The following is a 19,729-nucleotide window of genomic DNA, read 5'->3' on the forward strand; positions in this document are numbered from 1 at the left end:
GAGTACGTCCAGTACTCGGGCGCCCCTCCGCCTTGCGATGCACGGCACCGGACACCGCGGGCCTGACCGGCGCCACTTTGACGACAGGACCTAGAGCGCATCGACGACCAAACGCAGGGCACCCGCGAAGGGAGTGGGACGGCCACCGTAGGCCGTCTCGTGCCCGCCACCCTGATGGCAGGGGTCTGCAGAGGAGAGAGTCCCAGGTGAAAGGCTTCCGCAGCTTCATCCTTCGCGGCAACGTCGTCGACCTCGCCGTCGGTATCGTCATCGGCGCCGCTTTCACCGCCGTGGTCAACGGCTTCGTCGGCGCGTTCCTGACCCCGCTGGTCGGGCTAGCCACGGGAGTAGCCGGGGACATGAGTAAGAAGGCGTTCACCATCGGCGCCACCCAGTTCCCGTACGGAGCCTTCATCAACGCGGCGATCAGCTTCCTCCTGCTGGCGACCGCCTTGTACTTCCTGGTGGTCCTGCCCATCAACAAGCTCCACGAGCGCCTCGCCCCCCACCAGGACGTCCAGGCACCCAAGCGCGACTGCCCCGAATGCCTCAGCCCCGTCCCCGCGCAGGCCCGGCGTTGCGCGTCCTGCACCGTCCCGCTGCCCGACGTGCCCGCCCAGGCCGGTGCCGAGACACAGCGTGTCGGCTGACGCGAAGCAAATGCGGGGCACGACGTGTCGCGGCCTCTCAGCAGGGCTCACGGCGCCGGCGCTCAGCCCCTGTGGCGCGGGTAGAGGGACCTGCGCGGGGTGCGGTTGGCCTTCGCCGTCGTCGCGGCCATCTCGGCCTTCTCGCGGACCGCGTCCGGTGTCTTCTCCGCCGCAAGGTGTCCGGCGTGTGCCGCGCTGTCACGGACCTGCGCCGTGGCACGAGCCGCCTTGTCCAGCACCGGGTCGGGCGTCTTGTCCTTCACCACCTGAGCGGCCCGCACTGCCTTCTGGCGGAACTGGCCGGTGACGTGAGTGGCCTTCTCGGCTGCCTGCTCCTTAATCTCCGACGCCTTCTCCTTGGCCTGCGCCTTGACGTCGGCCTTGGCCGCCAGCGCCTCCACGGTCTGGCCGAGCTCCTCACGGGTGTGCGCGACCTGCTCGCTCAGCTCCTCAGGTGTGGGCGCGGCTTCCTCGCCCTGGGGCTGATCAGTCATCGTTGTGTCTTCTCCTTGATCTCGGCCACGTCGGCCTTGACGCTGTCGATGGCCTGTTCGGGCGCGGGGGTGCCGGTCTTGGCGATCTGCTTCTTCCCGGCAGCGGCCATCACCGCGGCGACCTCCGCCAGCAGGGCGGCGATGATCAGAGCCGACGCCCACCCGGGCAAGAGCAGGGCGAGGGCTGCGATCACGGCGCCGACCGAGGCCTGCGCGGCGAGGATGCCGACGAGGCCGGCGCCGCCGAACAGGCCGCCGCCCATACCGAAGCGTTTGCCCTTCTGGGTCATCTCCGCCCGAGCGCGGCCGTCCGTGGCGGCTCGGCCTGGACGACCGAGTGCTGCTTGTGGCCATGCTCCGTGGATGGATCGCACGTCCGGGCCCTCGAAGGGGGGATCACGTCGGCCCCTCGCCCGTCGACCGCGATCGTGATCGACGCCAACAGTCGACTCGTGGTCGCGGTCAGCCTGCCGCTGCGGCAACCGCAACGACTGCCGAGCCTTCACCCGGCGGGATCCTCGTCGCCCGATCGATCGCCTGGGGCATGATCGCCGACGGCTACCACCCGACCGCTACGACATCATCGGCGCCCTGGTCTGCCTCGCCGGCATGGCCGCAATCATGTACGCACCTCGCGGGAACTGACCCCGCCCGGCCGTCCCGGATCGGCCAGCTAGCGCGCAGCTTTGGGTCCAACTAAATCAGCAAAGCCCGCTGGCCTAGGAGCTTCTCGCAGCCGCGCCAACCATCGATCAAAGTCACAGGCACCTGTCCGTACGGTGGAGGCATGACGACGTCCTCCGCCCCCGAGCCGGAGCCGGTCCCCATCCGGGTGCTAGGGGGTGTCCGCAATGTCAGTTGAGGAGCCATAGCCGCAGGCAGGCGAGGGTGACCAGGGCTTTGTAGTGGCGGGCTCGTTGGTCGTAGCGGGTGGCGAGGGCCTTGTTCTGCTTGAGCCGGTTGAAGCAGCGCTCGACGACGTTGCGCCGCCGGTAGACCTCACGGTCCAGGCGGCACAGGCTCTCGCGTCGTCGCAGGCGTCCGCTGATCTGGTCGACACGTTCCGGGATCGTGCAGGCGATGCCGCGTTTCCGCAGGTAGGCGCGGACTTTGCGGGACGAGTAGCCCTTGTCGCCGACCACTCGCACGGGTCGGGTCCGGGGCCGTCCGGGCCCGCACCGTTTGATGTGGATGCGGGCCATGACCGGCTCGAACTGCGTGCAGTCGTTCACGTTGCCGCCGGTGATCATGAACGCGAGAGGCTGGCCATGTCCGTCGCATGCGAGGTGGATTTTCGTGCTCAGTCCGCCGCGGGAGCGTCCGAGTGCCTCGCCGGTCCAGGGCCCCCTTTTCGGGCTCCGGCGGCGTGCCGGACACTGATTACGGAGCGAACGCCGGCTTCCGGCACGTTTGGAAGACCGCGGCCTGGCCTACGTCCTGCAGGTCGAAAGCTTCGCTCGCCGGTCAGACGTCGTTTGCGCGCAGGATGATGGACCGGACTCGGGTGCGCTGGAGGGCGAGCAGGTCATAGAGCTCGTCGGCGGTGGTGATCGGCCGGGTGTGGGCGGTGGCTTCGGTGCGGGTGCTGCGGGTGCTGCGGTCGGCGTAGCGGACGGACAGGACCAGTCCGCCTGCGGCTTGCCGTCCGTCGCGCAGGCGGGCGGCTACCTCTTCGGCCAGATCGAGCAGCGTTCGGCGGTGTTCGGCCGGGTCCAGGACGTCGTGCGCGAAGGCCTGGTCGGCGGCCAGGGACTTTGCGATCGGCTGCGTTTGGACAGTGCGCGGGTCTTGGCCGGGGGCGTGGGCATGCAGGGCGCGGCCTGCGGCGGCGGCGCCGAAGAGGCTACGGCGCCGTCGCGGCTCACGCTTACCGCACGTCGGAGGCTGGGGGAGGCCAGTCCTGCGTTCGTACTAGCTCCCAGTTTTGGTTCGCCTGATTCCATGCACTGAACTTGTTCACGCATCGCCACGTTTGCAGTGCAGTGCCCTTTACGGGTGGAGTGGGAGCCTTCGCGTTGGCCGCGTCCAGGCACCTGTACCTGTAAAACCTGTTGTCTAGGATGGTTCGCGATCCACCGAAACACTGGTTAGGGTTCCCGCACTCGTCCGAGGTCTTGGCTATAGATCGCGTCTTCCACTGCTGAGCCAGGTTAAGGCTCGTCCTATCCTCGCTGTCGCACGTCTTTTGGACCACAAGCCCTTCTCTTCTATCAGCGGTCGAGCCCGACAGGCACTTACCGGAGTGTTTGGCGATCAGGAAAAACCAACCACTGTTCGTGAATTGTTTCTTGAATTGTTCACTTTCGCCGCCGTAGTTCGGCCACAGGGCCACCCAAGCGTTTTCGGCCTGGCTGTGGGCGAATACCTCTGCCACCATATCGGTGCTCTGGTTGACGATGTAGAAGTACTGGTCCTCGGCTGTGGCCGTGTTCGGCGCGATTAATCCGCCCGCGAAGAGTGTGATCGCGGCGGTGGGCGTTACAAGACGCCTGGCCTGTATCTTCATCTGGCTCTCCCACCTGTCAAGATGTCCACCACGAACGACAGCCCACCCAGCCATCCAAATGCGACGACATCTTATGAGGAACGCGGTAGTTCACCGCTCACAGTGCACTTCTCGTTCGCCGCGGCACTTGTCGGCACCTTCCCCACCATGCACATAGTCGTTGCCGCTGTTGCCCTCAAGCCTGTCGTTGCCGATCTCACCGAAGAGCGTCGTCGTTGCCATCTGCCGAGCGAACGACGGCGCACGCTATCCCTGCGGCAGGGCAACGTACTTCCGCTGGGAATTCTGTACACCCGTTACCTCTGATGAGTGCGGCCCCCTCGGAAGGGCAAGCAGCCTGCCCGGGCGTCAAGAGCGACTTTGCAGCAGGCCGACCCCGATTTTTCTCACGAAGCAGACCCCCGGCTCGGGGCGCTTTGGGGCGTACGGCTTGTATCGCCAACGCAGCGGCCACCTAGGGGTGGCAAGGTAATGACAGCTGCCGGTTATGCACGCTCAACGCTCGGGAGTGCTCTCCAAGGCTCGCTGAGCCGCCAGCTTGCGACGGCGCTTTTGTTCTCTAGTTCAAGAGTGCTGGGAATCCCCTGTGGAAGCAATTCGGGAGTCGTCATGCACGGCGGCTGGCGCGCCGGGCCGCGAACTGCCCCATGACCAGCCGGGGCCGCGCCGCCACCGCGCAAAGTGTCCGCGAGCCCCTGCTTACGGCCATCACTGTCCTGGCTTGCCCGCTGTGTCGCCCCGGCAGCGAACTGGGCCTCCCTGGAGGCCTGGACAGGCGGTCCATCACCTCGTACAGCCGGTCCGAGGTCTTGTCCGCCAGGGCGAGCGCGGTACCAGCGCCCGGGGCCGGGCGGATGACGACCGAGGCCGACGGAGTCTGGGCGGCCTGACACAGATCCAGGGCCCTACGCAGATCGACAGCCTGCTTGCGAGGCTCCAAGACCACCGCCTTGACGACAGCCTCCACGAACTGCTTTGGCGGCACCTTTCCCGTGAGGTTGTCGCTGATAGTCGACCGCGCGTACGGGACCCCCGACTCCAACGCCCGCACCATAACCCCTTGTAAGTCCATCAGGTGCCGAAGGAACCGGGCTAACTCCCCGGCCTCCTCGGACTCCGCACGCAGCGGCGCCCATACCCGACCCCGCCCCTTGCCACCCGCCATTCCCGCCCCCCGGCATTGTCCGGCCGTGTCCCGGACAAAGGGCTCGTTGTCCGGAGTTCACCTGCAGGAAGGCTACGGACAAAGTGCCGGACACACAGCAGGGCGTCAGGCTCCACACCACCACGCACCGCCCCGTTCACCACCGCACGCCCCCGCCACCAGGAGCCGCCCGATGTCCAGCCCCAGCACCCACACCACGACCCGGTCCCGCCCGCGCCTCCCCCGCCTCAGCGAATACGCCATCGACACCACCGACCACGGCCGGATCATCGATCTCCGCCGCGAACCCGATGCCCCCACCCGCCTCCCCCGCGGCAAGAACAACGGCCGCTACCGCTGCTGCGCCTGCGGCAAGGCCCTCATATTCGCCGCGGCCGCCACCACCGAATCCGGCTTCACCCCCCGCTTCCGTCACGACGTCGGCGGCGCCGACCCCGACCGCTGCAAGGCCCCCGCCGCCCATGCGACCGCCATCCGGGCCGACCTCGCCCGAGCCTTCACCCTCCACGACCGCCTCAGCCTCGCCCTGCCCGCCATCACCATCCACGTCGAAATCGACCCCGCCCTCGCCGGATCCGCCTGGGCCCTCCCGCCCGCCCTCGTCCTGCGCCGCGGCCGCCACCTCGCTGTCATCGACCACCCCCACCGGCTCCTGCACCAGCCCACCGCCCAAAGCCGTCTCCAGGCCGCCCGCGCCCACTATGGCGATCACACAGCGCACTGGTGGATCTACGACCGCGACGATCCGAACGCCTTCGACTACGCCGGCACCCACACCGTCCGCATCTCCGGCGAGCCCACCGTCCACGACAAGATCCGTCCCACCCGCGAGCAACGGGTCGTCAACGCCGCGGGCAGCCAGGTCTTCTGGCTGGCCGGAGAAAGGCTCCACTTCCCCTACGGGGGCCGCCCCGTCACCCACCTCGCCCGCGCGGGGGAGGACTGGAGCGGCCCGACCGCCCGCTGGGCCCACGACTGGACCATCTCCCACCCTCACCCCGAACCCGGCGCCGCCTGGTGGGGCCTCATCCCCCTCCCCCTCACCACCCTCGCCCAGCCCGCCTTCCGCCCCCTCCCCGCACACCGGCTCATGGCCGCCCTCGCCGCATCCCAACGCCGCCGTGAAGAACACCGCCGCGCCTTCGCCCGCGCCGCCCATGACCGCAACCACCCCACCCCGAGCTCGCCCGTGCAGCTCACCCTCGACACAGCCCTCCCCGCAGCACCCGCCCGCGAAAAGACCACGCCGGTGCGGCCCGCCGCACCCGCCCCTGTCCCGACCCAGGCCTCTGAACCCACCCGCAGCACGGCGGAACCCCTTCCCCGCGTCCCGGCCCGTCAGACTTGGGCGAGGTGGAGCTGGCGCCGGCTCCTCCCCCGCCGCTGGCGCCAACCCACGATGTGACCGCGGGCTTCCTTCCGGAGCTCCGCCCAGCGCAGCCGGCGCCAACGGGGGCCGCGGGGCTCACCCGGCGTCCCCTCGAGCACGTCCGCGGGGTCGAGGCCCGGGATGATCTCGGGCCCGCCGCCATTCAGCACGGCTCGTTGATACGCGACGTAGGACATGTCGGTGGGACCGAGTTCGTGTTCGTACATGGAGTGGAGCACCCAGGCGGCGTCGGGCAGTGCCGGCGGCATGAAGCCGGTGAGCCCGTCATCGTCGGCCAGGTCCCGCAGCCAATCAGTCTCCCCAGCCGTGGTCAGCGGCCACCGAGCGGTCGCCAGAACAGCGGACGTCTCGTGCATCCGTTCAGGATCTCACCCGCCGCAGCCACGAGCGCCGGGATCACTTTCCCGGGCTCCCCCACGTTCCCGGCGGCCTTGGCAAACGTAATGGGAAATCCTTGAGCTTTTTCCAACCTCACGTTGATGCGTGGTGAAGGACGAGGACGGCCTTCACCGCATCGGTGATTCGATTGGTGCTGCGGCGGGGCTTCCGCAGGAGGTGCCATCCCTTGAGGAGCCATGGCCTGCTCACCGACACAGCGGATCTTGGCGTGGGTGGTGTTGCGGGGGCGTTTCCACCGCTTGAAGCCGCGGCCCCGAAACGGTACGCGGACGGGGCCGCCGGCGCGGTCAGCACCGTCAGCTTGGAAAATCACTGTCATGAAGGCGGAAACATCGCACCCGCAGGCGCGTAATGGCATGTTCACGGCCGGTCACAACTGGCATGGTTGAAGCTCCTGTTGCTCCCTGTTCGTCCGACGGAGAGGAAGAGTCATGCGTAAGCTTCTGATGGTGTTAGTTGCGGCCGTGATGGCGGCTATCGGTTTCGCCGCGCCAGCGCAAGCCACCGTGAACACGGTGGACATGCCCTTCGGCATGGCCTACGGCAACAGCACCACAGCCGGAACGATCCACTTCACCGACGGGTACACCGCCAGCGTGTCCGGCACCGTCCACGCGGCGAGCGGTGGCCGCCGGGCCTGCGCCGTTGGGGTGAACGGCAGCACGACGTCAGGCCTCCTCTGCAGCCCGTACGCGTACGCAGGCGGGCCGAACACGACCCTCATCGGACCGCTGACTATCTCGAAGCCGGGCGGCGTCGTGGGCGTCTACATCACGATGTACGACGAGAATGACAGGGGGCTGGCCCGGGAGTACTGCACCCGCATCGGCTGCACGCGGGTGTACTGAGCCCACTGAGCCGTTTCCAAGCTGACGGGTGGTTGGACGGACGCCCCCGGCGGTGGGCATGAAGAAAGCTCCTGGTAGACGGGTTCACGACCAAGATCACCAGTCCGCCAGGAGCTCTCGCGTGCTTGTCTACCCGTCCGGTATCGATCTGTGCAGCCGCACCCTGCAACACCTCTCCGGTCTTCTCGCAGGTCACCGTCGTCGCATCGGCTCCCGGTGGCGTCGCCTGACCTGCGGCCGGCAGGCCCTGCTCGCCCTGGCCCACCTGCGCTGCGGTGACACCTACGCCCGCCTCGCAGCGGGATTCCGCGTCGGGATCGCGACGGCCTACCGGTATATACGCGAGGCCGTTGACCTCCTGGCCGCCTTCGCGCCCACACTGGAACAGGCCATGACGACCGTGCGGAAGAAGGCGTACGTGATCCTCGACGGCACCGTGCTGCCGATCGACCGCATCGCTGCCGACCAGCCGTACTACTCCGGGAAGAAGAAGCACCACGGGGTGAACGTGCAGGTCCTCGCGGATCCAGCCGGCCGTCTGATCTGGGCCTCGGACGCACTACCCGGAGCGGTTCACGATCTGACCGCGGCCCGGACCCACGGCATTCCCGCCGCCCTGACCGCCGACGACAGCAAGTGCTGGGCGGACAAGGCATATCAGGGCGCAGGCCCTGCTGTCCGCGTCCCGTTCCGGGGCAAGAACCTGCAAGGCTGGCGCCGGCGTCACAACCGCGACCATGCCAGGATCCGCAGCCTCGGTGAACGTGCCATGGCCACCCTCAAATGCTGGCGGCTCCTACGGAAGCTCCGCTGCAGCACCACCCGGATCACAGCCGTCGTCCGTGCCGTCGTCGCACTTGAACTCGCCACCTGATCAAGATGGAAAAGGCTCCTTACCTTCCCGCACCGCGCGCTCGGGCCGGCCCACTGACCGGTCCGCGACCTCCCGGCTGCCCCGGGCCGGCCCGCCTACCCACTGGAAATCACCGAAAGCGGTATTCCCATCGGCCGGTTGTCAGCCGCGACCGCTGCCGCTACTGGGAAGTTTCTCCTGCAGCCAGTCGAAGACGACATCGCAGTGCTGCTGTGGGGCCATCGGGGAGCAGTGCAACTGCGCGCCGGTGGCCCTGGTGAGCTTCACGTAGTCCTTGGGAGCCGTCAGTTTGTCGAACATCTGGCGCGGCTGGCCGGGATAGAACTGCTCGTCGTCGTAGTCCAGAACCAGCGTGGGCATCTTGATTCGGCCGACGACGTTCGTGACGTCCAGCGACTCGACGAGTTTGGCGGGGGTCCAGAAGTCGGTGAACATCTTGCCCTTGCGGGCGTCGAGCATTGCCGGCACGGAGAAGGGCTCGACGCGCTTCTTCATCGTCGCGGCCGCGGCCGGAGGCAGCTGGGGGACGACCTCCTTGTTCCAGATGGCGTTCGTCTCCTCCTTGTCCGGGGTGACGATCTTCCGGAGTTCCGGAGGAAAGCCGAGCCACGGCGACAAACAACCGGGCATCGCCACCAGAGCGGCGATCCGGTTCTCGAAGGCCGCGGCCCGAGGCGCCAGGTTCCCGCCCATGCTCAGTCCGGTCAGGGCGATCTTGTCCGTGTCCACGTCCGGGCGGGCGACCAGCCAGTCAACGAGCGGCGTCACGACGGTCTCCCAGCGCGGTGTGAAGACCACCTGGTCGACGAAGAGCAGCTGCCCCTGGCCCGGCCCGTCGTACACCAGGGCGTTCCAGCCTCGCGCCAGAGCGGCCGAGACGCCGTAGGTCCACATGTCGACGTCTTGCCCGTCGCTGCCGTTCGTGAGGATCACGGTGGGGCGTCGCTCACCGGAGGTGTCAGGCCGGAAGAACCACACGGGCAGCGGCGTCTTCTGGTAGGGGACGTTCGCCGTCACCGGCGCCGGGTCGCACAGCCCGCAGAACTCGTCCCAGGCGCCGCGCCCGGCCTTGTACAGCTGCTCCTCGCTGCCCGGGCCGTCGGAGCCGAGGACGAAGAACAGCGCCTGGCCGTAGTACTGCGCGGCCCGCAGGGCACGGAAGCGCGTGGTCTCCTGGTCCGGCTTGCCGCCTTGGGGCGGCTCCGAGACCTGATCGCCGAGTTTCTTGAACGTCTCGGAGTACGTCTGGGCAGACACGCCGGCCTTGTTGATCGTGTTCACGGCGGTGAGTACCTCGCCCACATCGGCGGCGCCGAAACCGGAGCCGCCGAGCGCCAAGAGCCCGTTGAAGTTGAAGGCCGGGTCCTTGAACAGGGTCATCACCCCGGGTGTGGGTCCGCCCGCGGCGTCGGAGGCCGACTGCGAGGGGGCGCGTGCGGGCGCGTTTGCGGGTGAAGCGCCCGACGGCGTGCACCCGGCGGCCAGCACGGCCCCGGCTCCGCCTACGAGCCCGGCAAGCGCGGTGCGACGGGTGGGGCCGGAGGGGCGATCACTCGGTGCGTACGTCATGCCAGCCGAACGTAGGAGCTGCACATGCGTTCCCCTTGTGCGCGACACCCCTTCTTCCTCCGTATGGCAGCACCTGGACGCCTCAGCCGGCCGAGGGGCGAGACGGTTGGGTGGCCGCGCGCAGGCGCTTGCCGCGCCGGCCCAGCGCCACCTTCACCGGGACCAGCACCGCCCACCACAGCTGCGCGCCCGTCGGGGAGACGAAGGCGAGCGGCACGGCGAGAGCGAAGATGAGGACCATCCACCCCAAATCCAGCACATCGTTGCGCGCCACGGGATCGGGCATCGCCGCGCTGCTCAGCCACGGGCGCTTCCACAGCACGACCGTCAGCGACAGCTGTGCGGCCCCGATGGCCGCCGCGGCGCCGGAATAGACGGCCACCGACTGCGGCTGGTCCCCGTACTCGGCCAGCAGAGTGGTGGGAAAGGGCATCAGGGCGATGAGTCCCAGGTTCAGCAGTCCGAGTTTGATGACGGTCCCGTCTACTTCCCGCACGTACCGGAAGACCTGATGGTGGCCCCGCCAGAACGCTGCGATGACCACGAAGCTCAGGGCGTACGCCCACAGGTTGGGCATCACCTCCCCCAGGGCCTCTTCGAAACCGGCCGGATTCAGCCCGGCGGGCAGAGTGATGTCCAGTGCCAGCAGCGTCATCGCGATGGCGAAGACGCCGTCTGACAGCGCGAGGACCCGGGCCGCGCTCCCCTCGTCGTCACGTACTGGCTGATGGCCGTTCATGAGGTCACCATAGGGTTGAACATCCCGGAATGTGGTGATTTCCGCGTGCGCTAACGTGGCCCGCAGGGCAGCGGCCAGCCGTCACTCGGGGCGCCGAAGCAACGGCCTGGCGCTCCCCTGTCACTGGTTCCGCGTACGGTCTGCGCATGGTCGATCAGAGACCTCCCCGGCCCTCTTCGACATGCGAATTCGCCGTATGGGAGCCGCTACTGCGGCTCCTGCGGGTCTACGACATCTCGTCTTGGTCGAAGGCGCCCCACCCGAGCCCTGGCAACGCCTCCCAGAGCCCGGGCGACGGCGGCTTTCAGGTTGTCTTAGCGGACCGCCTTCACGGGCCCGGGGGTGGGAGATCTCACCGGATCTGGACGGTGGCGCAGCTGAACGTCGTGTCCTGGAGCAGCGCCGGAGTGATGGCGACGCCGGTCAGGTGCTCTGCCAAAGCGAACGCCGCCGGTGAAGAGAGATCCGTGTCCGGAGCCTCCTCCTCAAGATGGAAGCCGATCCACTCCATGACGTCGAGGAGTACGTCGGGCGTGGTGCCCCGGCCGTCCTCCGAGAACATGGGTGGAAGCACGGCCGCAGGACTTCGTCCTCGGCCCAGAGGAACGTGCCGACGGCGTTGACGTTGACGAAGTGGGGGACCCAGCTCGCCCCGGCGGAGGCTGGCAGGACTGGTTCTTCGGTGACCCCGAGGTAGCCGTTTGGCTCGATCAGCAGCGTCCAGACGCCGAGAGTCGTCATGCCGATCAGCTGGCGGGCGCCATCCTCCAGGTCGTACTGGGCGAAGGCAGCATCGACGACTTCGGCTATGCCCTGCAAGGGAGGCGCCGGTCGTCCTTCCCGCCGGGATATCACCTCAGCAGGGGGCAGGCCCCGCACGAGAGTGAGCAGTACGCCTCGCCGATGTCTGGAAAGTCGTTCTCGAACCACGCGTAGTCCGCTCCGGTCCTCGTCATGCCGCACGTCCTCGCCCCTGCGTCCGACAGCGGAGGACCCGGCCGCAGGCGGGGGGGAACGATCTCCGCCGATCCGGGAAGCGATCTTCGCACGCCTCACGATCGCGGCCGCCGCGCAGGGGGCCGCCGCTCGGGGGCGAGAGCGAGTCCCTGCGGCAGGCACGTCCGCGCATGCGGTGTTCCGCGTTCTTGAAGACGAGCGTCAAGCCCTCCTCGGGCTCGTCGAGGACTGCCGCACTGCCCCCGTGGTGTACGAAAACGCTCCGCAGCAGTGGCATGGTTTCACCTGCGGCCTGCCGTGTGTTGCGGGCAGCCGTGGAGTCACGGTGACCCGCTGCGGGGGGCCTCAAGGCGACGGAGCGGAGGGCGCAGAGGTGAATCCTGGCCGGCCGCGGCCGCCCTCCTTACGAGCTCTACCGGGGAGCTACGGACCCGGCGCCGTCACCCGCGACTCGGCGTCGGACCTGGTCTTCCTGGGCGAGACGCCGCAGCATCTCGAACACCGGGGCGCAGATCGCCAAGACGATGACCGCCCGCTCGGCCAGAGCCACCGGGTCGTCGAGGCCCGCCGCGCGTTCCAGGTCCAGCCGGGCCACCGATTCGGCCAGCCTCGCGTAGGCGGCGAGCTCGCCCGGGGCGTACTGCGCGTCCAGCCTCCGCAGTTCCTTCAGCGCTGCCGTCAGCCCCTTCACGTTCGGTGATGTTCCGGGCGCCTGCCAGTCCAGTGCAGTGAGCAGCTCCGCCACCTCGGCTGCGGCGGTCGCGTCGGCCTCGTTTTCCTCCTCGTGGCCTTCGGCGCGCTGGGCCGCCACCGGCACCGGCACCGGCACCGGCAGGGCGTAGCTGATCGCTCCGAGGGCTCCCTCGGAGGTGTGAGCCTGGGCGACGGCCCCGAGCACGTCACGGGTCGCGGCGATGGACAGGCCGCCGAGCGTGGTCAGCGCCTTGATCAGCCGCAGCCGCTGCGCGTGCTCATCCCCGTACTCGGCGATGGTCGCGGCGGTGGCCCGCCCCGCGGGCAACAGGCCCTGGCGGAGGAAGTACTTGATGCTGGCGACCGGCACGCCGGTCCGCCGGCTGAGCTCCGAGATCTTCATAGGGCTTCCCTGCTGGTCATGCGGTCCGGTATCCGTCGTCGGCGATTGGACACCACATCAAGATACTGCCACTATCCAGTGACTGGATACCTTAAGTATCCAGTGCCGAAATCGCAAGCAGCCGCACCGGAGAATCGATGCCTCATCCCACGCCCCCCTCCGTGCTCCGCCGACCCCGGTTGTGGGTCGGAACGGGCCTCATCGCCGCCGTGGTCTCGATGCTGTTCGCCCTGCTCTACGTCGGTGGCAACGTCAACCCCAGAGGCAACCTGCGCGACCTGCCCGTGGCCCTGGTGAACAGCGACAGCGGTGTTGACTCGGGCGGTCGCCACCTCAATCTGGGCGAGCAGGTCGTCTCGGGGATCCAGAAGGCCGCCGAGGGCGACAAGAGCATCGACTGGCAGGTCGTCAGCCGCGAGGAAGCCGACAAGCGGCTGGGCCGGGGCAAGGTCTTCGGCGCCCTCGTCATACCCAAGGACTTCTCCGCCACGGTGACCGGACTCACCGCTCCGCAGCCCGCGCCCCAGGGCCTGCCCGCCGCGCCGACCCTTACCGTGCTGACCAACCAGGCCGCCGGCAGCATCGGCTCCTCCATGTCCTCCCAGGCTGCCCAGAAGGCCGCTCACGCAGCCTCCGCCCAGCTCGGCCAGGAACTCCTCAAGCAGGCCAGCGCCCAGAAGGCCCCGCTCCCGACGGCCGCCCAGCTCAAGCTGGCCGACCCGGTGACCGTGAACGTCACCGACGGCCACCCCGTCGGCTCGCGCAGCGCCATGGGCCTGAGCGCCTTCTACTACGCACTGGTCCTGGTCGTCTGCGGCATGCTCGGCGCCAACGTGGTCAACTCCCAGGTCGACACCGCACTCGGCTACCTGCACACCGATTACGGCCCCTTCCGCAAACGCGAACCGGTCCAGCACACCAGCCGCGTCCGCACCCTGGCCATCGGCATGGCGCTCATGCTCGGCCTGTCCGTGGTCATGGGGTCCCTGGTCGAGGTCGCCACGGTCGGCATCCTCGACATGGACGCCTCCCACCTCGGCCTGCTGTGGCTCTACTCGGTCGCCACCATCGCGGTGGTCGGCATCGGCAGCCTGACCCTGTTCGCCGCTTTCGGCACACCCGGCATGCTGCTGGCCACCATCGTGTTCGTCGCGATGGCCGTCCCCTCCTCCGGCGCCACCGTGCCCGTCCAGGCACTCCCCGGTCCCTTCCGCGTCCTCGCCGAGTTCGAGCCGCTGCGCCAGATCACCGAGGGCCTGCGCTCCCTGCTCTACTACGCAGCCCAGGCCGACGCGGGTCTGACCCGGGCGTGGGTCGCGATGGGTGTCGCCCTTGTCGCCGCACTGCTCTTCGGCTTCGCCGTCACCCACCTCTACGACCGTCGGGGACTGCACCGCATCCCCCGCCCTGGTGCCGAAGCCGAGGCCGCGGCCCCCGCGGGGACCCCTGAGTCCCCGGAGTCCCCGGAGTCCCCGGACTCCCCGGACTCCCCCAGAGACGCAACCCCCGTCACGGCCTGACAGCCTCAGCCGGCCGGCCCCCAGGGCCCGCCGCCGCCGGGGTGCGGACGTTGCAGCACAGCCGAGCGGCGGGCCTCACGGATGCCGAACGGGCCCACTTTGCGGGCCTGCTGGGTGAGGGCCGCCCGAGGGTGTCATTCACCGTGCCATGGCGAGGTGGTGCATGGTGGCGACGGCTGGGACGGCGTGGTCGAGGCCGCCTCCCGGCCGCCGCGGTCGGCAGGTCCAACTCCCGCCAGGCGGGGGCGTCGGCCTCGTTCCCGCGAGCCGGCCGGGCCGAGGCGACGACCAGGCGGGGGTCGGCGTCGACGATGACCTGCACGAGTTTGCCGAAAACCGGTAGTTTCGGGATAAGGCGCCGACCGTGCGGTCGCGGACCGGGATCAGGGTTCCGTCCGCGATCCACAACCGCCCGACGTCCTCGACGGGCCAAGACGCCGGCTCTCATGCCAGCAACGGGCGAAGCCGCTGGATCACCGGCCCAGCACGTAACCGCCCCATCCGAACAGGCAAGATGCCCCGTATCAGGCCATCTGCAACACCCTTTGGATCCGCTGTTCGGATGGCTACCACTTGGATTGCTCCGGATGTCGTTCCGCGCAAAAGGCGGTCGAGAAGAAAGGCCAAGCAGGCCACGCGTAGCGCCTGGAAGCGGGCTGCGTCTCGGCCTCGTCTCATTCAGCTGTGTCCAGGCTCGTGGAGGCGCGAGCTTTTGGTAGAGGGCGGTGGGCCGAACTGCCCCGGCCTCCCGCCCGACAGCCCTTCGGCCGCGGGGCAGAGGCTCAAGGCGGGCAGGGACGGCCGGACGGCCCTCCCGATCGGGGAAGGCCCTCCGGCCCCGGCGACGACCAAGGGGCCGGCGTTCGCCCGACGACTGGACGGTGTCATGGGGCGGCGCCATGGGGCGGTGAGGATCCGCCCGCTGAGGAGTGCCCCGTCACGACCGGGCACTGGCGGACGCACTGGCCGGTGACGAATGGCGCCTCAGCCATTTACGAAGTCGCGTACCTGCCCGTAGACGGTCGGATCCGAACCGAGGGCGATGTGACTGAGGCAGGCGGTCTGGGTGTTCTTCGCGCCGCTCAGGGAGACACTGCTGTCCGGGTTGATGATCGCGTCGCAGGGCGACCACCAGGTGCCGTAGCGCGGGGTGCCCGGGGTCTCGTCGCCGGCGTTCAGCGATGTGAGGAAGGCGGACCCGATGCGCATTTCGAGACAGGAGGTGTAGGCGCATCCGTTGGCCCAGTCAGTGCCGTGGTTGGGGCCGGCCAGCGAGACCCAGGCGTCGATCTTTCCGCTGCCGGCCAGGTTCTTGGCGTAGTAGCGGCTGGACAGGCCGCCCATGGAGTGGCTGACGATGTCGACCTTGGACGCGCCGGTGGCCGCGAGCAGGCGGTCGACCTCGGCGACCAGTTGCTGGGCGGTGGTGGCGTTGGACTGTTGCCAGTCGTAGCTCCACTGGTCCAGGTACGACGACGGCCAGCCGTCCGCTCGGAAGTCGTCCGCCATGGTGTTCCAGTAGGAGCCCGACGAGCTGTATCCGTGGACGAACAGGATGGGGTTGCTGGAGGATCCGAAAGTGGATGTACCGGCCGCGTGGCCCGGAGCCGCGGACGTGAGCGTGAACAGGGCGCTCACGAGGGCGGCGAGCACGTATTTCTTCAAGGCGTACCCCTAGGTGATCGGCTCAGTGGGGGGAGGCGCGAGAGGAGGTTACTTTCGAGTAGGCCGGTTGAGTCAATGGTCTTCCAAGATTCGATACCGGCTTTTGACCTGCAGTTTCGCTCCACGTCGTAGCGTTTGTGAGGGGTCGTGGTCCTCACTGCCCCGTGTCCCTGAGCGTGCGTCGGACGGCCTGCAGGCTGCGCCGAGGGCGCCGTGGTGATCCAGCACGGCGCCGGCCTCGGGTGCGGGAGCGTGATCGCATGCGCCGCTGGTCTCTGCCCCTGCTCCTCGCCGCGTTGTTCGCGCCCCCCGGCGGCACGAGGACAGAGCGACGGCCCGGACCAGCCGGTTGGCACCAGATCTGCCTGACGGCGGCTCCGCAGTGTCGTAAGGGTCCATCTGGCCTCCCCGGAGTGGGAAGGCAATGGTGCGCACGAAGGCGGTGCCGCACCACCTGACCGAAAGTCCTCTCTGCGACGAGATGACGGGGCTGTACCGGGTGCCAGTGAAGACGACGACGGTTCAGGCGGATCCGCCCGCGCCGGGATCGAGCCGGTCGCGGTCCAGAGTGCGTTCCTGAGCCCAGTCCCGGTAGTCGGTGGGCCGTTTGTACGGCCGCTGAGACGACTGGTACTTATGCCGGACGTTGGCCAGGTGGGTGCGTACGGTGCTCACCGCGCAGTCGAATTCCGCCGCGATGTCCTTGTGGGACACGCCGTCGCCGACGAGCCGCAAGATCTCCTCCTCGCGCGGGTATAAGGACGGCGGACTGTCGTCCTGTGCGAGCCAGAACGCGTGGTCGGCTGTAGTGGGCACGTGGCCCGCCGCGATCTGGCGCACGACCTGGACGAGGGTGTCCAGGCCGTGCTCGGGCTTGAGGAGATAGGCCGTTGCGCCGGCCGCTGTGACGTCGCCGATCCACTCCTTGGGAGGTACGACGGTCATCACCACCACCTTGTGGCCAGCCGCGGTGAGCGCCCGAACGTTCTCGCCGGGCATGGATTTGTCACCGAGATGCAGATCGAGGGTGACGATGCCGGGCGCGGCCCCGGTGGCAAGGAATTCAGGCAGGGAAGGAAAGGCAGTGGCGCGGATCTCGGTCTCCGCTTCCAGCCACGAAACGATGCTGCTGCGGAACATCCTGTCGTCGTCGATCACACTGATCTCGATCACTGAAGCCATTTCAACTCCACGGTCGTTCCGCTGCCAGGTGTACTTCTGATGGTGGCGAGGCCGCCGATCGCTTCGAGCCGGGCGGTGACAGAGCGCTCCAGACCCCGGCGGTCAGCTGTCTCCGGATCGAACCCGGCGCCGCGGTCGGTGACGGCGATGCGTATCCCGCCCCGGGGATACTTGGCCGCGGTGACTCGCACCCAGTCCGTTCGCGCGTGTGCGACGACATTGTTAAGTGCCTCGCAGGTGGCGGACGTCAGTGCCTCCACCACCTCCGCTGGCAGATCCGCCGGCAGTGTCGAAATGGTGCTCTCCACCCGGTCGAGTACCACCTGCGCCGTGTGTGCGCGGATCATCGTGGCCAGAGACTCGCCGAGCTGGAGAGTGGACGCACCGGATTCCATGTAGCTCATCGTGCGCAGGAACTGGAGATCCTTCCTGGCCAGCCGTTCGACTTTATCGGCACCCATCGTGTGAGCGCCTTGGGCGATCACCTGGAGTGTCTGCAGGGCATGATCGTGCATCAGGACCTTCTGCCGCTTCTCCTCCTCCGCCCGCGCCTTCGCGTTCTCGGCGGTCACGGCGCGCGCCGTGGCGTCATCCGCGGCTACCGCCCCGGCCAGCAGCAGCTTGCCGGTGAATCCCGCGACTACGGCGAAGAGCGTCATCATCGTGCTGTTGGTCAAAAGCTCCAGCCTGCTGTCCGTACCGACCGCAGGCCAGGCCCCCACCACCCACGCCGCGATGACGGCGGCCACTGCTGCGCTCCGGTAGCGGCCGCCGTAGATCGCTGCCGTCACCGTCACCCCGCACAGGGGCGGGATGACCCAGTTGCTGATGGAGGCCGCCTCGACCGGCGGATACGAGCGGCTGACCACCAAGGAGTAGACGACGGCCAGCACCACGTCCGCGGCCACCCAGCGGCCGGGCAGCTCGTCACGGCGGATCGCCGTACGGAAGAGGGCAGCCGAGAACAGCGCGGCCAGCACGTAGCAGACCGGGATTTGGAGCGGGTAGGCGCTGAGTCCGTCACCGACGAAGGGCACCCACAGCCAGAGGGCGAACTGAACGGCCCGCAGAAAGGCCAGGGCGCGGATGAGCATTCGATTTGTCCGTTCCAGCGCCGTTTCTCGGACGGGTTCCGATGTCATGCCTCACCATGGCAGGGCCGGGGCGGGCCGCGTCATCCTTCCGACAGCTACCCCCTCGCCGTCCATGGATCGTGGGTCCATAGCGGCGGGGACGTCCTCCCCACGCCGATTACGCCCCCTGCCGTCTCTCCTTACCGTCGTGCTCCACAGGTCCCGTAGACGCGTGGCCTCAGTGAAGTGGGAGGGAAGGCGGACATGGGCAGCTCAGTCTTCAAGGGACTCCTCGTCCTCGTAGTGATCCTCGTCGGTGTCACCACAGCGCTGACCGTCAGCCTGATCGGCGTCCTGGGCGAGGCCGACAACGCCAAGCGCACCGAGGCGTTCCGGCGCGGCGGCGTCGCCTTTGTCTGTGCCGTCTCGACGACAGTGTTGCTACTGAACACGGCCGGCGTGCTCGGCGGCGGGGACTAGCAAGGCTTGGGCAGGTCGGACGGGTGTGGGGGCCAGGGCGCACCGCAGGAAGCCCTGGCCCGCGGGTGGGTAGTCCTGGCCGGGGGCGGCGACACCGAAAAGGACGACCACCAAAGTCGCCGCCAGAGTGAAACGCACCCCGTACGCTCAACGTCCGGCATGCGCAGCAGCGAACCCCGAACGGGGCAGTCTTCTGTCAGCAGTACTCGGATCCTCCCGGAGGTCCGGGGCGGCGCTTCTCGCCGGTCCTCCTGCCCGTCGATGCTTCAGCAGGCTGCCCGTTGCAGGACCACCTGACGGGCCGCACCCAGCCTGCAGCGGCCGACCGCAGCGGGCACGGCTCCGGCCGGGGGCCGGAAGCGGCCCGGTCGTACTGCCCCCGAGCGCTGGGGGCACCGGACCTAACCCGCGCACCCATGTCGGCGCGGACGGAACACGCCCCTAGCCGGACCGCCGCGACCTGCGCGACCAGTTCGTCAGGCCGGTCACCGGCCGGGCACCTCGGCGAGGATCCGAGCGGCAGCCAAATGCGGGCACCGCAACTGTGAGTTGTTGCCGCCCTACATCATCCCTCCGAAAAACGCGGAGGCTGCGGGGTCCAGCTTGTTGCCGTGACGGTCTTGCAGTCCACGAAGGCATCGGACGTGAGCCCGAGCCTGATGCCCCGTGCCCCGTGCCCCGTGCCCCGTGCCCCGGAGCCACACATACCGCACGGTTCGAATAGCGCTCCCGCCAGCTAACGAGTTCGGCTCCGATGTTGATCAGCTTCTGGTTCAAGCGACGGCCGGCTGTTCGACAGAACGTGCTCCCGTCCGAATGGTGAAGACGATGTTCGCTGGTCAGCGGCAAGTCCGCCGCACCCCGCTCAGTTCAGGGTGTGATCACCTTGCTCACTGCCCTTTGATCCCTGCGGTGCAGGCTCCAGCCTGCCTGGGCTGCGAGCGGGTACGCCTGCTGCGGCGGGCGGTGCCCGGTGGCAGGGTCTGCCTCGGCTGCGAGGGCGTCCTCACCTCCCACGACAACGTCACACCCTGCACCGAATGCGGTCCACCGGGGACGAGCTGGCTCTTAAGCAAGGTGGCTATGGGTCCCGCCGTGGGCGGAGGGGGTCATCCCCGCGGC

At 68.5% G+C, this 19,729-nt stretch carries 16 protein-coding genes and 6 pseudogenes; 9 read left to right on the forward strand and 13 right to left on the reverse strand.

The window, feature by feature from the left end; all coding sequences use genetic code 11:
* The first annotated feature begins 206 nt into the window (after positions 1 to 206).
* Entirely contained in the window at positions 207 to 650 is a 444-nt protein-coding gene (gene mscL / locus AC07DU_RS33110; protein ID WP_360905469.1) for a large conductance mechanosensitive channel protein MscL, read from the forward strand.
* Positions 651 to 712: 62 nt separating this feature from the next.
* Here the strand turns inward: mscL and AC07DU_RS33115 are convergent, their stop codons facing one another.
* Positions 713 to 1,144 (reverse strand): DUF3618 domain-containing protein, encoded by a 432-nt coding sequence (locus tag AC07DU_RS33115; RefSeq protein WP_479115583.1) that lies wholly within the window; start codon positions 1,142 to 1,144, stop codon positions 713 to 715.
* A pseudogene (locus AC07DU_RS33120) lies at positions 1,141 to 1,446 on the reverse strand (phage holin family protein); the annotation flags it as partial. The pseudogene AC07DU_RS33120 and the gene AC07DU_RS33115, both read right to left, overlap by 4 nt.
* Before the next feature lie 206 nt (positions 1,447 to 1,652).
* Between AC07DU_RS33120 and AC07DU_RS33125 the strand changes: the two are divergent.
* Positions 1,653 to 1,789, forward strand: a pseudogene (locus tag AC07DU_RS33125) (YnfA family protein); the annotation flags it as partial.
* A 209-nt stretch (positions 1,790 to 1,998) separates the two neighbouring features.
* Here AC07DU_RS33125 and AC07DU_RS33130 read toward each other — a convergent pair.
* Positions 1,999 to 2,475, reverse strand: a pseudogene (locus AC07DU_RS33130) (IS5 family transposase); the annotation flags it as partial.
* 79 nt (positions 2,476 to 2,554) lie between these two features.
* Here AC07DU_RS33130 and AC07DU_RS33135 point away from each other — a divergent pair.
* Positions 2,555 to 3,094 (forward strand): hypothetical protein, encoded by a 540-nt coding sequence (locus tag AC07DU_RS33135; RefSeq protein ID WP_479115638.1) that lies wholly within the window; start codon positions 2,555 to 2,557, stop codon positions 3,092 to 3,094.
* On the opposite strand, the gene AC07DU_RS33140 is transcribed toward AC07DU_RS33135, so the two are convergent.
* On the reverse strand, positions 3,012 to 3,704 hold the full coding sequence (locus AC07DU_RS33140; RefSeq protein WP_479115585.1) for an RICIN domain-containing protein: 693 nt from the start codon (positions 3,702 to 3,704) through the stop codon (positions 3,012 to 3,014). The two genes, AC07DU_RS33135 and AC07DU_RS33140, sit on opposite strands and share 83 nt — an antisense overlap.
* On the opposite strand from AC07DU_RS33140, the gene AC07DU_RS33145 reads away from it, so the two are divergent.
* Together AC07DU_RS33145 and AC07DU_RS33150 are read left to right on the forward strand one after the other, a co-directional pair.
* Positions 3,672 to 3,956: a hypothetical protein gene (locus AC07DU_RS33145; RefSeq protein ID WP_479115640.1), complete on the forward strand. Its 285-nt coding sequence runs from the start codon at positions 3,672 to 3,674 to the stop codon at positions 3,954 to 3,956. The genes AC07DU_RS33140 and AC07DU_RS33145 overlap by 33 nt on opposite strands.
* Before the next feature lie 1,031 nt (positions 3,957 to 4,987).
* Positions 4,988 to 6,220, forward strand: coding sequence for a hypothetical protein (locus tag AC07DU_RS33150; protein WP_479115587.1), 1,233 nt, complete (start codon positions 4,988 to 4,990; stop codon positions 6,218 to 6,220).
* Positions 6,221 to 6,676: 456 nt separating this feature from the next.
* Here AC07DU_RS33150 and AC07DU_RS33155 read toward each other — a convergent pair.
* Positions 6,677 to 6,899 (reverse strand): annotated as a pseudogene (locus AC07DU_RS33155) (IS5/IS1182 family transposase); the annotation flags it as partial.
* A 136-nt stretch (positions 6,900 to 7,035) separates the two neighbouring features.
* Between AC07DU_RS33155 and AC07DU_RS33160 the strand changes: the two are divergent.
* Positions 7,036 to 7,452 carry a hypothetical protein gene (locus tag AC07DU_RS33160; RefSeq protein WP_479115589.1) on the forward strand — a complete coding sequence of 139 codons (417 nt, stop codon included), beginning with the start codon at positions 7,036 to 7,038 and terminating at the stop codon, positions 7,450 to 7,452.
* A gap of 121 nt (positions 7,453 to 7,573) precedes the next feature.
* Entirely contained in the window at positions 7,574 to 8,326 is a 753-nt protein-coding gene (locus AC07DU_RS33165; protein ID WP_479115591.1) for a transposase family protein, read from the forward strand.
* Between the two features lie 141 nt (positions 8,327 to 8,467).
* Here the strand turns inward: AC07DU_RS33165 and AC07DU_RS33170 are convergent, their stop codons facing one another.
* From AC07DU_RS33170 to AC07DU_RS33185, 4 genes and pseudogenes are all read right to left on the reverse strand, one after another.
* Positions 8,468 to 9,706, reverse strand: a complete 1,239-nt coding sequence (locus AC07DU_RS33170; RefSeq protein ID WP_479115593.1) for an alpha/beta hydrolase family protein — start codon at positions 9,704 to 9,706, stop codon at positions 8,468 to 8,470.
* Positions 9,707 to 9,977: 271 nt separating this feature from the next.
* On the reverse strand, positions 9,978 to 10,634 hold the full coding sequence (locus AC07DU_RS33175) for a TMEM175 family protein (RefSeq protein ID WP_479115595.1): 657 nt from the start codon (positions 10,632 to 10,634) through the stop codon (positions 9,978 to 9,980).
* A 352-nt stretch (positions 10,635 to 10,986) separates the two neighbouring features.
* Positions 10,987 to 11,753: pseudogene (locus AC07DU_RS33180) on the reverse strand (DUF6461 domain-containing protein).
* A gap of 250 nt (positions 11,754 to 12,003) precedes the next feature.
* Entirely contained in the window at positions 12,004 to 12,687 is a 684-nt protein-coding gene (locus AC07DU_RS33185; RefSeq protein ID WP_479115597.1) for a MerR family transcriptional regulator, read from the reverse strand.
* Between the two features lie 137 nt (positions 12,688 to 12,824).
* Between AC07DU_RS33185 and AC07DU_RS33190 the strand changes: the two genes are divergently transcribed.
* A complete protein-coding gene (locus tag AC07DU_RS33190; RefSeq protein WP_479115599.1) occupies positions 12,825 to 14,207 on the forward strand; it encodes a YhgE/Pip domain-containing protein in 1,383 nt (460 codons plus the stop codon).
* Positions 14,208 to 14,412: 205 nt separating this feature from the next.
* Here the strand turns inward: AC07DU_RS33190 and AC07DU_RS33195 are convergent.
* The 4 genes and pseudogenes from AC07DU_RS33195 to AC07DU_RS33210 all read right to left on the reverse strand — a co-directional run.
* A pseudogene (locus AC07DU_RS33195) lies at positions 14,413 to 14,684 on the reverse strand (IS5/IS1182 family transposase); the annotation flags it as partial.
* A gap of 507 nt (positions 14,685 to 15,191) precedes the next feature.
* Positions 15,192 to 15,872, reverse strand: coding sequence for an esterase/lipase family protein (locus tag AC07DU_RS33200; protein ID WP_479115601.1), 681 nt, complete (start codon positions 15,870 to 15,872; stop codon positions 15,192 to 15,194).
* Positions 15,873 to 16,394: 522 nt separating this feature from the next.
* Positions 16,395 to 17,054: a LuxR C-terminal-related transcriptional regulator gene (locus AC07DU_RS33205; protein WP_479115603.1), complete on the reverse strand. Its 660-nt coding sequence runs from the start codon at positions 17,052 to 17,054 to the stop codon at positions 16,395 to 16,397.
* Positions 17,042 to 18,148: a sensor histidine kinase gene (locus tag AC07DU_RS33210; RefSeq protein ID WP_479115605.1), complete on the reverse strand. Its 1,107-nt coding sequence runs from the start codon at positions 18,146 to 18,148 to the stop codon at positions 17,042 to 17,044. Before AC07DU_RS33210 ends, AC07DU_RS33205 begins: the two co-directional genes overlap by 13 nt.
* Positions 18,149 to 18,391: 243 nt before the next feature.
* Here AC07DU_RS33210 and AC07DU_RS33215 point away from each other — a divergent pair, with 243 nt between their 5' ends.
* Positions 18,392 to 18,607: a hypothetical protein gene (locus AC07DU_RS33215; protein ID WP_479115607.1), complete on the forward strand. Its 216-nt coding sequence runs from the start codon at positions 18,392 to 18,394 to the stop codon at positions 18,605 to 18,607.
* The last annotated feature ends 1,122 nt before the right edge of the window (positions 18,608 to 19,729 follow it).

The sequence above is a fragment of the Streptomyces sp. NPDC045695 genome (genome assembly GCF_056432025.1).

Excerpts from the sequence above, each read along its gene's own strand:
- AC07DU_RS33115 (WP_479115583.1), bottom strand. The coding sequence starts at position 1,144 with ATGACTGATCAGCCCCAGGGCGAGGAAGCCGCGCCCACACCTGAGGAG.
- AC07DU_RS33145 (WP_479115640.1), top strand. The coding sequence starts at position 3,672 with ATGTCCACCACGAACGACAGCCCACCCAGCCATCCAAATGCGACGACA.
- AC07DU_RS33140 (WP_479115585.1), bottom strand. The coding sequence starts at position 3,704 with ATGGCTGGGTGGGCTGTCGTTCGTGGTGGACATCTTGACAGGTGGGAG.
- AC07DU_RS33150 (WP_479115587.1), top strand. The coding sequence starts at position 4,988 with ATGTCCAGCCCCAGCACCCACACCACGACCCGGTCCCGCCCGCGCCTC.
- AC07DU_RS33160 (WP_479115589.1), top strand. The coding sequence starts at position 7,036 with ATGCGTAAGCTTCTGATGGTGTTAGTTGCGGCCGTGATGGCGGCTATC.
- AC07DU_RS33170 (WP_479115593.1), bottom strand. The coding sequence starts at position 9,706 with ATGACCCTGTTCAAGGACCCGGCCTTCAACTTCAACGGGCTCTTGGCG.
- AC07DU_RS33175 (WP_479115595.1), bottom strand. The coding sequence starts at position 10,634 with ATGAACGGCCATCAGCCAGTACGTGACGACGAGGGGAGCGCGGCCCGG.
- AC07DU_RS33185 (WP_479115597.1), bottom strand. The coding sequence starts at position 12,687 with ATGAAGATCTCGGAGCTCAGCCGGCGGACCGGCGTGCCGGTCGCCAGC.
- AC07DU_RS33190 (WP_479115599.1), top strand. The coding sequence starts at position 12,825 with ATGCCTCATCCCACGCCCCCCTCCGTGCTCCGCCGACCCCGGTTGTGG.
- AC07DU_RS33205 (WP_479115603.1), bottom strand. The coding sequence starts at position 17,054 with ATGGCTTCAGTGATCGAGATCAGTGTGATCGACGACGACAGGATGTTC.
- AC07DU_RS33210 (WP_479115605.1), bottom strand. The coding sequence starts at position 18,148 with ATGCTCATCCGCGCCCTGGCCTTTCTGCGGGCCGTTCAGTTCGCCCTC.
- AC07DU_RS33215 (WP_479115607.1), top strand. The coding sequence starts at position 18,392 with ATGGGCAGCTCAGTCTTCAAGGGACTCCTCGTCCTCGTAGTGATCCTC.